Below are 8,341 nucleotides of genomic sequence, written 5' to 3' on the forward strand. Positions count from 1 at the left end.
ATGCTTCATTTCATCTTTAGGATTTTGAAGCTGCACTCTCGCTGTTATGCACGACCAACTCGCCATCTTTTTCATCAATAGTTAGGGAGTCGCCCTTGGAAATATTGCCTTTCAGCAATTCCTCGGATAAACGGTCCTCGATGTGCTTTTGAATCGCTCTGCGCAAAGGACGGGCTCCGTATGTCGGATCATAGCCCTCTTTGGCGAGGAAAGCCTTCGCTTTATCCGTAAGCGCGAAATCCACATCCTGCTGCTTCAGACGCTTGCGAAGGTCTTCAGCCATTAAGGTGACGATGCGGGAGATATGCTCTTCATCCAGGGAGTGGAAGACGATGGTTTCGTCAATCCGGTTAAGGAACTCAGGGCGGAAGCTTTTCTTCAGCTCGGTCATCACTTTATCCTTCATATTTCCGTAATCGCGTCCAGCATCCTGACTCGCTGTAAATCCAAGAGAAGTGTTTTTCTTGATCGCTTCTGCACCCACGTTGGATGTCATAATGATCAGAGTATTGCGGAAGTCGACTGTACGTCCTTTGGAGTCCGTCAAGCGGCCATCCTCAAGCACTTGAAGCAAGATATTGAACACTTCGGGATGCGCTTTTTCGATTTCATCGAGAAGCACAACCGAATATGGCTTACGGCGAACTTTCTCCGTTAATTGCCCGCCTTCTTCATAACCAACGTATCCGGGAGGCGCTCCAACCAATCTGGAGGTCGAGTGCTTCTCCATGTACTCGGACATATCAATACGGATAACTGCATTTTCATCGCCGAATAAGGACTCTGCCAAGGCGCGGGCCAACTCTGTTTTCCCTACCCCTGTTGGTCCCAAGAAAATAAAGGAGCCCATAGGACGTTTAGGATCTTTTAATCCAGCTCTGGCACGGCGAATGGCGCGGCTCACTGATTTCACAGCTTCTTCCTGGCCAATTACACGCTCATGCAAAATGTCCTCCATCTTGAGCAGGCGCTCTGTTTCTTCTTCAGCCAGCTTGGTGACCGGGATGCCAGTCCAGCTTGCCACAATCTGAGCAATATCCTCCGGAGTGACCTCCATGTCCAAGCGTCCCTGCTTTTCTTTCCACTCATTCTTGGTGGTATCCAGCTCTTCACGCAGCTTTTGCTCGGTATCGCGCAGGCCTGCAGCTTTTTCAAATTCCTGGCTCTGCACAGCTGCATCCTTTTCCTTGCGAATGTCTTCCAGTTTGTTTTCCAGCTGCTTTAAGCTTGGCGGTGCTGTATAAGAACGAAGCCTTACTTTCGAGCTGGCTTCATCGATAAGATCAATAGCTTTGTCCGGTAAGAAGCGATCCGGAATGTAGCGATCCGACAAATGAACCGCTTCTACGATGGCATCGTCCGTAATTTTCACGCGATGATGAGCTTCATACCGATCCCTCAACCCGTGAAGAATAAGAATGGCTTCATCCGGAGATGGCTGATCCACGGTGATCGGTTGAAAACGTCTTTCCAAAGCGGCATCCTTCTCGATGTACTTGCGATACTCGTCAAGCGTGGTTGCACCGATACACTGCAGCTCGCCTCTCGCCAGCGCCGGCTTCAGGATGTTGGAAGCGTCGATGGCACCTTCAGCACCACCTGCTCCAATCAACGTATGCAATTCGTCAATAAACAATACGATGTTGCCGGCTTGGCGAATTTCATCCATTATTTTTTTGAGTCTGTCTTCAAACTCCCCGCGGTACTTCGTACCGGCTACAACAGAACCCATATCGAGGGTCATTACTCTTTTATCCTTCAAGGTTTCAGGGATTTCGTTGTTGATGATCTTTTGTGCGAGGCCCTCGGCAATTGCCGTTTTACCTACACCCGGTTCCCCGATCAAAACTGGATTGTTCTTGGTTCTCCGGCTGAGCACCTGAATCACACGCTCAATTTCTTTGCTGCGGCCGATAACGGGATCCAAATGACCCTCTTTGGCGTATGCCGTTAAATCTCTTGCCAAACCATCCAATGTGGGAGTATTTACATTAGGATTGCTGCCATGATTTTGTGATACAGTTTCACTGCTTCCCAGGAGCTGCAGCACTTGTTGGCGAGCTTTGTTCAAGCTAACCCCCAGATTATTGAGCACTCTTGCCGCAACGCCCTCACCTTCACGAATGAGTCCAAGAAGAATATGCTCGGTTCCTACGTAAGTATGTCCCAGTTTCCTGGCTTCGTCCATGGAAAGCTCAATCACTTTTTTGGCTCTTGGCGTATAGGCAATATTCGTAGGCTGCTCTTGTCCTCTTCCAATAAGGGATTCAACCTCGTCTTGTATCTTTTCTAGGCCAAGCCCCAGAGCAACCAACGCTTTTGCGGCTATTCCCTCACCTTCACGAATGAGCCCTAACAAAATATGCTCGGTACCGATATTATTGTGGCCCAATCTTACGGCCTCCTCTTGAGCCAAAGAAAGCACCTTCTGCGCACGTTCTGTAAATCTTCCAAACATCATAGAAAACACCTCCAAAAATTTGTAATCCTATAAATCATTCCTGCAAGGAAAAAATCGAAATGCGGGTCATATTTTATCTTGATGAAAATTGTCCAAACTTTTCTCGAATCAACTGCGCCCTGCGGATGTCCCTCTCTTCTGGGGTTAAGCTCTCTCCCGCATTCTGCTGCAAAAATCCAGGCTGTGTCATGACAAGAAGCTCATTTAAAATATTCGATGATACATTTTGGATAATCCCGATATCTATCCCAAGCCGTACATCAGAGAGTCGCTGGGCCGCTTCCTTGGAATCCAAAATTTCCGCGAAGGAAAGGATTCCCAAAGAGCGATTCACTCTGTCTACAATGCGCATGCGCGATTCAGCCATCAGCTTCAGCCGCGCTGCTCGTTCATGTTCAATAATTTGACGAGCCACACTGTGCAGATTATCAATAATTTCTTCCTCTGACTGGCCTAACGTAATTTGATTGGAGATTTGGAACAAGTTCCCTAATGCTTCACTGCCTTCTCCATATAATCCTCTCACAGTCAAACCCACCTGCGTCACCGCAGATAAAATCCGGTTGATTTGCTGTGACAGCACGAGCGCTGGCAAATGCATCATGACCGAGGCTCTGATCCCGGTTCCGACATTCGTCGGGCAGCTTGTTAAGTATCCCCTTTTCTCATCATACCCGTAATCGAGCTGACTTTCAAAGATATCATCGATTTGGTTGGCCAAATCCCATACTTCCTTAACTTGAAAGCCCGGACACAAGCACTGGATGCGAAGATGATCCTCTTCATTGATCATAATGCTGATGGATTCATTGTCGCTTAAAATGACTGCTCCATTTCGCGATTCATTCGCTAAATTCGGACTGATCAGATGCTTTTCAACAAGCACCATTTTTTCCAGTTCACTGAGTTCCGAGAGCGGTATGAGGGAAAAACGGCTGATTGTTTCCAAATCTTCATTTTCCAGAACCTGAGATACCTGTTCCAAAATTTCTTTGGATTGCGGGTTGGTTGCCAGCATCGGATAGGGGTAATCCTTGATATTTCTGGCTATTCGAATTCGGCTGCTAATCACTATGTCCGATTCCGGGCCTTCGCCTCTCATCCACTCACTCAAAGCATCTCCGGTAAAACGGTGTAACGCCATGGAGCCAACACCTCCTTAGATCCCAGCTATCTTCTTTTCGATTTCACGGATTTGATCCCTGATTTTGGCGGCCTGCTCAAACTCTTCGTGTTCGATGCGGGTCATCATTTCTTTCTTTAGATTATCGATTTCTCGCTTATCTTGGATCAGCCCGCCGGTTCGTTTGGGCACCTTGCCGACATGCACGGTATTGCCATGCACTCTTTTGAACAGCGGGTCAAGCCTTTCGGTAAAGCTTTGGTAGCAAGAACCGCAGCCAAATCGGCCGATTTTGCTGAATTGAGCATAGGTGAGTCCGCATTCTTCACAGCGAATGGATTGTGCTTTATTGGAAAGTGAACCGGTCGAAGAGGGCTCAAAGTCAAGCAAGCCGGATAAAAGATTATGAATCGAAAACCCGTTGGAGGTTCCCGGGATGAGTTCCCCTTTTTCCCTGGCACAGACTTCACATATATGGAATTCATTCTTTTCGCCGTTGACGATCTTGGTAAAATGCAGAGTAGCCGGCCGCTTACCGCATTCCTGACAAATCATGGGTATCTCCTCCCCTTATTTGCTAAGCAATGAAATCAGCATAGCTTTCAGAATCTTGGCCCTTATTTCATCCCGAAGGGGAAGCTTGAAAATCAGCACATCTCTGGATATGGCCGCCTTCATCAAATTGGCTTCGCGCGCAGAAATGTAATGGGCCTCCTGAAGTTGATAAATAAGTCCTTCCGATGTCACCTGATCAATGTGTGTATGGATCGTTTGAAAAATTAGATCAAGTATAGAGCCATGGGACCTTAGTTCAATTTTTTGGATGCGAATATAGCCGCCGCCGCCGCGTTTACTCTCCACAATGTAGCCTTTTTCCAGCGTGAACCTGGTGCTGATGACATAATTGATTTGAGAAGGAACACATTGGAACTGATCGGCAAGTTCATTGCGCTGAATCTCTATCGCTCCTTCGGAGCTTTGCTGCAAAACCTGCTTTAAATACTGTTCAATAATTTCTGACACATTGCGCATCAATTCCTCCTCCTAAAATGTCCAGAAGTAAATTGACTTTGACTTTCTTTGACCTTAATTCGATTATAATCATTTTTATTCCATTTGACAAGTATTGTCCATGAATTGAAGATTGCTGAGTAATCTGCCATGTCTTATTTAGTGTTAACTGTCCTTACTGTTTTATTCTGCATGGCGTGCAAATGAGACTTCTCGAGAAAATCTCGATAAGGCTATTTTTGATGGAGGGCTAATGTCCATCGTTCTACATCCTGTTCGAGAGTACTCAAAAATTTATAGTGTATGAAGTGCATTGTTATGAGTCGAAATGGCAGGACATCCTCGCCATAAACCAGCCCATAGAAAAAGAACCCATCTGATTTTTCATCAAATGAGTTCTTTTTGTTGTGGGCTTGGCAACGTTCTACTCTTCCAGAACCCTGCGGTTCAAGTACCATCGACGCTGGAGGGCTTAACGGTCGTGTTCGAGATGGGAACGCGTGGTTCCCCTCCGCCATCGTCACCAAACGGGATGTTTCTGCCAAGAAACATCAATAACTTGTTCAGGCAGGCTTGCTCCCTGAAAACTAGCAGCGAAACGAACATTGGCGTGTGTGTTGACTTAGATTTTTGCTTCCGAAGCCAGCTTTCCTCCGGAAAGCTCTTAGGTTAAGCCCTCGACCGATTAGTATTCGTCAGCTGCATGGGTTGCCCCACTTCCACCTCGAACCTATCTACCTCGTCGTCTACAAGGGGTCTTACTGAATTGGGAAATCTCATCTTGAGGGGGGCTTCGCGCTTAGATGCTTTCAGCGCTTATCCCCTCCGTACATAGCTACCCAGCTATGCCTCTGGCGAGACAACTGGTACACCAGCGGTACGTCCATCCCGGTCCTCTCGTACTAAGGACAGCTCCTCTCAAATTTCCTGCGCCCGCGACAGATAGGGACCGAACTGTCTCACGACGTTCTGAACCCAGCTCGCGTACCGCTTTAATGGGCGAACAGCCCAACCCTTGGGACCTACTTCAGCCCCAGGATGCGATGAGCCGACATCGAGGTGCCAAACCTCCCCGTCGATGTGGACTCTTGGGGGAGATAAGCCTGTTATCCCCAGGGTAGCTTTTATCCGTTGAGCGATGGCCCTTCCATTCGGTACCACCGGATCACTAAGTCCGACTTTCGTCCCTGCTCGACCTGTTTGTCTCGCAGTCAAGCTCCCTTATGCCTTTGCACTCTGCGAATGATTTCCAACCATTCTGAGGGAACCTTTAAACGCCTCCGTTACATTTTAGGAGGCGACCGCCCCAGTCAAACTGCCCACCTGACACTGTCCCCATACCGGATCACGGTACCAGGTTAGAACCTAGGTACGATCAGGGTGGTATCCCAACGGCGCCTCCACCTAAGCTGGCGCTCAGGCTTCTACGGCTCCCACCTATCCTGTACAGATCGTACCCAAGTCCAATATCAAGCTGCAGTAAAGCTCCATGGGGTCTTTCCGTCTTGTCGCGGGTAACCTGCATCTTCACAGGTATTAAAATTTCACCGGATCTCTCGTTGAGACAGCGCCCAAGTCGTTACGCCATTCGTGCGGGTCAGAATTTACCTGACAAGGAATTTCGCTACCTTAGGACCGTTATAGTTACGGCCGCCGTTTACTGGGGCTTCAATTCATAGCTTCACCTTGCGGCTGACCACTCCTCTTAACCTTCCAGCACCGGGCAGGCGTCAGCCCGTATACTTCGCCTTGCGGCTTCGCACAGACCTGTGTTTTTGCTAAACAGTCGCTTGGGCCTTTTCACTGCGGCCCCCTCGGGCTATTCACCCTACCGAGGCACCCCTTCTCCCGAAGTTACGGGGTCATTTTGCCGAGTTCCTTAACGAGAGTTCTTCCGCGCGCCTTAGAATTCTCTTCTCGCCCACCTGTGTCGGTTTGCGGTACGGGCACCTTCGCCTGGCTAGAAGCTTTTCTTGGCAGCTTGAGTACATGACCTTCGGTACTGTAATTTTCCCTCCCCATCACAGCCTAGCCTTATCGATGTGCGGATTTGCCTGCACACCAGCCTCACTGCTTGGACGAGCTCTTCCATCCGCTCGCGTCTTTCCCCTTCTGCGTCACTCCATCACTCATAACGGCTACGGTGGTACAGGAATTTCCACCTGTTGTCCATCGACTACGCCTTTCGGCCTCGCCTTAGGTCCCGACTTACCCTGAGCGGACGAGCCTTCCTCAGGAAACCTTAGGCTTTCGGCGGATCAGATTCTCACTGATCTTTTCGTTACTTATACCGGCATTCTCACTTGTATGCGCTCCACCTGTCCTCACGGTCAGAATTCTACGTACATACAACGCTCCCCTACCCAAGAACATTAATGTTCGAGCCATAGCTTCGGTGGCGTGTTTAGCCCCGTTACATTTTCGGCGCAGAGTCACTCGACCAGTGAGCTATTACGCACTCTTTCAATGGTGGCTGCTTCTAAGCCAACATCCTGGTTGTCTGGGCAACTCCACATCCTTTCCCACTTAACACGTACTTGGGGACCTTAGCTGATGGTCTGGGCTGTTTCCCTCTTGACAATGGATCTTAGCACTCACTGTCTGACTCCCGGATCTAAGTTTGTGGCATTCAGAGTTTGACTGGACTTGGTAACCCTTGGCGGGCCCCGCACCCAATCAGTGCTTTACCTCCACAACTCGTTTATCCGAGGCTAGCCCTAAAGCTATTTCGGGGAGAACCAGCTATCTCCGAGTTCGATTGGAATTTCTCCGCTACCCCCACCTCATCCCCGAATTTTTCAACATTCGTGGGTTCGGGCCTCCAGTGAGTGTTACCTCACCTTCACCCTGGACAGGGGTAGATCACACGGTTTCGGGTCTACGCCTGCATACTATATGCGCCCTATTCAGACTCGCTTTCGCTGCGGCTCCGTCTTTTCAACTTAACCTCGCATGCAAACGTAACTCGCCGGTTCATTCTACAAAAGGCACGCCATCACACATAGAAAGTGCTCTGACTTTTTGTAAGCACACGGTTTCAGGTTCTTTTTCACTCCGCTTCCGCGGTGCTTTTCACCTTTCCCTCACGGTACTGCTTCACTATCGGTCACTAGGGAGTATTTAGCCTTGGCAGATGGTCCTGCCGGATTCCGACGGGGTTTCACGTGTCCCGCCGTACTCAGGATCCGTCTAGGGGTTTCGCTTGGTTTGGGCTACAGGGCTTTTACCTTCTTTGCCGGGCCTTTCCAGACCTCTTCACCTACCAAGCTAACCCCATGTTGACGTCCTACAACCCCAGGGAGCAAGCTCCCTGGTTTGGGCTTCTCCGCGTTCGCTCGCCGCTACTGACGGAATCACTTTTGTTTTCTTTTCCTCCAGGTACTTAGATGTTTCAGTTCCCTGGGTATGCCTCCAACTATCCTATGAATTCAGATAGTGGTGACTGTGCATTACCACAGCCGGGTTCCCCCATTCGGACATCCCCGGATCAAAGCCTGCTTACGGCTCCCCGAGGCATTACGTCGTTCGCCACGTCCTTCTTCGGCTCCTAGTGCCTAGGCATCCTCCGTGTGCTCTTTCTAGCTTAACCAATGTAACCTTGCGGCTACGGTTTATTCTAGAAACATTCATTTGTTGTGACACAAATGATGCTTAAAGGATTTATGTGCAACCGTTAGGTTGTCACGCTCTAAGTTTCACGCTTTTGTTCGTTTCGCTATCTAGTTTTCAAGGAACAATCGTTGTAA

At 49.0% G+C, this 8,341-nt stretch carries 4 protein-coding genes and 2 rRNA genes; all 6 read right to left on the reverse strand.

The genetic code is table 11. From position 1 onward, the window contains the following. Window positions 1–16 precede the first annotated feature (16 nt). The 6 genes from clpC to BLV33_RS16165 all read right to left on the reverse strand — a co-directional run bounded on the left by clpC (window position 17) and on the right by BLV33_RS16165 (window position 8,184). Entirely contained in the window at window positions 17–2,461 is a 2,445-nt protein-coding gene (clpC, locus tag BLV33_RS16140; protein WP_090793852.1) for an ATP-dependent protease ATP-binding subunit ClpC, read from the reverse strand. Between the two features lie 73 nt (window positions 2,462–2,534). Further along, complete coding sequence (locus tag BLV33_RS16145) at window positions 2,535–3,605, reverse strand: protein-arginine kinase McsB (RefSeq protein WP_090793856.1); 1,071 nt, start codon at window positions 3,603–3,605, stop codon at window positions 2,535–2,537. A 15-nt stretch (window positions 3,606–3,620) separates the two neighbouring features. Next, window positions 3,621–4,139, reverse strand: a complete 519-nt coding sequence (locus tag BLV33_RS16150; protein WP_090793860.1) for a protein-arginine kinase activator protein McsA — start codon at window positions 4,137–4,139, stop codon at window positions 3,621–3,623. Between the two features lie 15 nt (window positions 4,140–4,154). Beyond that, the gene (locus BLV33_RS16155; RefSeq protein ID WP_090793863.1) at window positions 4,155–4,616 is read right to left on the reverse strand and encodes a CtsR family transcriptional regulator; all 462 of its coding nucleotides are present in this window, start codon (window positions 4,614–4,616) and stop codon (window positions 4,155–4,157) included. 390 nt (window positions 4,617–5,006) lie between these two features. After that, window positions 5,007–5,123, reverse strand: a 5S ribosomal RNA gene (rrf, locus tag BLV33_RS16160). Window positions 5,124–5,260: 137 nt separating this feature from the next. Further along, window positions 5,261–8,184 (reverse strand): 23S ribosomal RNA (locus tag BLV33_RS16165). Window positions 8,185–8,341 lie beyond the last annotated feature (157 nt).

It is taken from the genome of Paenibacillus sp. GP183 (assembly GCF_900104695.1).
Lineage (GTDB): Bacteria > Bacillota > Bacilli > Paenibacillales > NBRC-103111 > Paenibacillus_AI.

Excerpts from the sequence above, each read along its gene's own strand:
- clpC (WP_090793852.1), bottom strand. The coding sequence starts at position 2,461 with ATGATGTTTGGAAGATTTACAGAACGTGCGCAGAAGGTGCTTTCTTTG.
- BLV33_RS16145 (WP_090793856.1), bottom strand. The coding sequence starts at position 3,605 with ATGGCGTTACACCGTTTTACCGGAGATGCTTTGAGTGAGTGGATGAGA.
- BLV33_RS16150 (WP_090793860.1), bottom strand. The coding sequence starts at position 4,139 with ATGATTTGTCAGGAATGCGGTAAGCGGCCGGCTACTCTGCATTTTACC.
- BLV33_RS16155 (WP_090793863.1), bottom strand. The coding sequence starts at position 4,616 with ATGCGCAATGTGTCAGAAATTATTGAACAGTATTTAAAGCAGGTTTTG.